Source organism: uncultured Streptococcus sp., assembly GCF_915066115.1.
Lineage (GTDB): Bacteria > Bacillota > Bacilli > Lactobacillales > Streptococcaceae > Streptococcus.
The window spans coordinates 1-3,392 of sequence record NZ_CAJZDT010000163.1 but is presented as its reverse complement, the minus strand read 5'-3'; the positions used below and the strand labels follow the sequence as shown (position 1 = coordinate 3,392).

5 protein-coding genes are annotated in these 3,392 nt (G+C 42.1%); all 5 read left to right on the top strand.

Annotated features, from left to right (window positions below):
- Positions 1-612, top strand: a 612-nt coding sequence (locus QZ565_RS08855; protein WP_295528396.1) for a class I SAM-dependent methyltransferase, incomplete at its 5' end; no start/stop codon positions are given.
- A gap of 9 nt (positions 613-621) precedes the next feature.
- The gene (locus tag QZ565_RS08850) at positions 622-1,719 is read left to right on the top strand and encodes a nucleotidyltransferase (protein WP_295528394.1); all 1,098 of its coding nucleotides are present in this window, start codon (positions 622-624) and stop codon (positions 1,717-1,719) included.
- Between the two features lie 240 nt (positions 1,720-1,959).
- Positions 1,960-2,214: a type II toxin-antitoxin system Phd/YefM family antitoxin gene (locus tag QZ565_RS08845; protein WP_016398854.1), complete on the top strand. Its 255-nt coding sequence runs from the start codon at positions 1,960-1,962 to the stop codon at positions 2,212-2,214.
- 3 nt (positions 2,215-2,217) lie between these two features.
- Positions 2,218-2,472, top strand: a complete 255-nt coding sequence (locus QZ565_RS08840) for a Txe/YoeB family addiction module toxin (RefSeq protein WP_295528386.1) — start codon at positions 2,218-2,220, stop codon at positions 2,470-2,472.
- Between the two features lie 215 nt (positions 2,473-2,687).
- A partial coding sequence (locus tag QZ565_RS08835) for a type I restriction-modification system subunit M N-terminal domain-containing protein (protein ID WP_295528383.1) occupies positions 2,688-3,392 on the top strand: 705 nt, incomplete at its 3' end.

Here is a 3,392-nt window from a genome sequence, read left to right as displayed (position 1 = left end):
GCTTGTGGAACAGGTATCCAGTCTGTGCGCTTTTCTCAAGCAGGCTTTGATGTAACTGGACTTGATTTGAGTGCTGATATGTTGAAGATTGCGGAGAAGAGAGCGACTTCAGCCAAGCAAAAGATTGATTTTATTGAAGGCAATATGCTGGATTTGTCCAAGGCAGGTAAATATGACTTTGTCACGTGTTATTCGGACTCTATCTGCTATATGCAGGATGAGGTGGAAGTAGGGGACGTCTTTAAGGAAGTCTATAATGCTCTCAACGAAGATGGCATCTTCATCTTTGATGTGCATTCGACCTACCAGACAGATGAAGTTTTTCCAGGCTATTCCTACCATGAAAATGCGGAAGATTTTGCCATGCTATGGGATACCTACGAGGACGCGGCGCCTCACTCTATCGTTCATGAACTAACCTTCTTTATCAAGGAGGCTGACGGTTCCTTTAGTCGCCACGATGAAGTTCATGAGGAGCGAACCTATGAGGTTTTGACCTATGATATTTTGCTGGAACAGGCTGGATTCAAGTCCTTCAAACTCTATGCGGACTTTGAGGACAAGGAGCCAACAGAAACCAGCACCCGTTGGTTTTTTGTGGCGCAGAAGTAGGAGATCACTATGACCATCACAGGTATTATCGCGGAGTTTAATCCTTTTCATAATGGACATAAATACCTGCTTGAGCAGGCGAAGGGGCTGAAAATCGTTGCCATGTCTGGGAATTTCATGCAGAGAGGTGAGCCTGCTGTCGTGGACAAGTGGACACGGGCCCAGATGGCGCTGGAAAATGGAGCTGATCTGGTAGTGGAATTGCCCTTTTTAGTCAGTGTTCAGGCGGCGGATTTCTTCGGCCAAGGAGCTGTGGATATCTTGGCTCGGTTGGGGATTGATACTCTAGCCTTTGGGACGGAGGAAGTTCTAGATTACCAGAAAATCGCTGACTTATACACAGAGCAGGGGGCTGAGATGGAGAAATTTGTGGAAAATCTGCCTGATTCTCTTTCCTATCCACAGAAAACCCAGGCCATGTGGAAGGAATTTGCAGGTCTTGATTTTTCAGGCAATACGCCCAATCATGTCCTTGCTCTCGCCTATGCCAAATCCGTCGCTGGACACAACATCAAACTGCATCCGATTCAACGTCAGGGGGCAGGTTACCATTCTGTGGACAAGGATGTGGACTTTGCCTCAGCGACAGCTCTCCGTCAGCACCAGAAGGACCAAGATTTTTTAGAACGCTTTATGCCTTCTGTTACCCTCTTTGAGCAGGCCAGTAAGGTGAACTGGGAAGACTATTTTCTCTTGCTCCATTATCAAATCTTGTCAAATCCCGACCTAACCACCATCTATCAGGTCAATCAAGAAATGGCTGTGCGCATTAAAGAGGCTATTAAAACAGCCCAATCTCTGAAAGACTTGGTTGAGGTGGTTTCCACCAAACGCTACACCAAGGCGCGTGTCAGACGCCTCTTGACCTATATCTTGGTGCAGGCTAGAGAAAGTGATTTGCCAGAAGGGATTCATGTCCTTGGATTTACTGAAAAAGGCAGGCAGCACCTCAAGTCCTTGAAGGGACAGATTAATCTAGTCAGCCGAATTGGTAAAGAACCTTGGGATGTCATGACTCAAAAGGCAGATCAGATTTACCAACTGGGAAATCCAGGTATAGCAGAGCAGAATTTTGGAAGAGTGCCGATAAGAATAGAAATAAACTAAGTCTACTGAAAGGTGGACTTTTTGAATTTTTTACGAATAATACTCTTCGAAAATCAAATTCAAACCACGTCAACGTCGCCTTGCCGTACTCAAGTACAGCCTGCGGCTAGTTTCCTAGTTTGCTCTTTGATTTTCATTGAGTATAAATAGATAGAAAAGAAAATCTTGTACAAGTTCCTGACAATTTCTTTCTTTCTTTTTGTGTATAATAGTGGAAAAGAGGTAAAACGAGGTATGGTTATGGAAGCAGTTCTTTACTCAACGTTCCGAAATCATTTAAAAGACTACATGAAGAAGGTAAACGATGAATTTGAGCCTTTGACGGTGGTTAATAAAAATCCAGATGAGGACATTGTAGTTCTTTCAAAGAGCGAGTGGGATAGTATTCAAGAAACTCTGAGAATTGTTCAAAATAAGGAACTTTCTGATAAGGTTTTGCGAGGAATGGCTCAAGTCCGTGCTGGAAGCACTCAAGTCCATGTGATTGAGGAGTGAGGAATGCTGCTCAAGTTTACAGAAGATGCGTGGGCAGATTATTGCTACTGGCAAACTCAGGATAAGAAAACACTAAAAAGAATCAATAAACTAATCAAGGATATTCAACGCGATCCATTTACAGGAATAGGAAAACCAGAGCCGCTCAAATATGATTACCAAGGAGCTTGGTCACGTCATATTGATGCAGAAAATCGCTTGATTTATATGATGGATGGAGATAGCATCGCTTTTTTGTCCTTCAAAGATCACTGCTAAGTCTACTGAAAGGTGGGCTTTTTATTTTTTAAATTTTTATGAGTAAGTTTAAGATAAAGTTTTTTGGAAAATGACAGAAGCCCTAGTACAAAAGACAAAAACTCAGTAAAGAAATTTAGTATATAAACTTCGATCTTTTCCCTTGAATACGCTTTATCACTTGTATTTTGTGGTATAATGAAGAGAATTGTTAATAATAAAAACAGGGGAAGTAAATGTCTAATTTCAAAGAAAAATTACCACTATTCCAAGCAAATGACATCCAAATTTCTAATGATGTCAATACGGTTTGGTCTATCGCTAACACTCTTAGAGGAGCTTATCGAGCAGATAAGTATCGCGATGTCATCATTCCAATGTTTGTCCTGACTCGTTTAGAAGCTGCCTTGTTGCCAACCAAGGATCAGGTGGTAGCACAATACAAAGCAAATCCCAATACACCTGAGAAAGTGTTGGAGAAACTCTCAGGCTATCGTTACTACAATGTTAGTCCTTTTACGTTGGAAAATCTTCAAAACGATCCAAATGCAATCGAGGAAAATTTTCTATCCTATCTGGATGGCTATTCCTGTCGTGTCAAGGACATTATTGAAAACCTAAAATTTAAAGAGCAAGTTCGTACCCTAGCACAAAGTGGTCGCCTTTTTACGGTTATTAAAAAGTTCTCTCAAATTGATTTGTCTCCAAGTTCAGTTGACTCTATGCGTATGGGCTATATGTTTGAAGATATCATCCGCCGATTTTCTGAAAATGAGGAAGCGGGGTCTCACTATACTCCTCGTGAGGTTATCGCTCTGATGGTCAACCTCCTCTTGATTGAGGCAGACGAAGAACTTTTTGTTGATAAAAAAGAGTTGAAAATACTAGATATGGCGGCTGGAACTGGGGGGGTCGGGTGCACACGCCCAAGCAGCACTAGT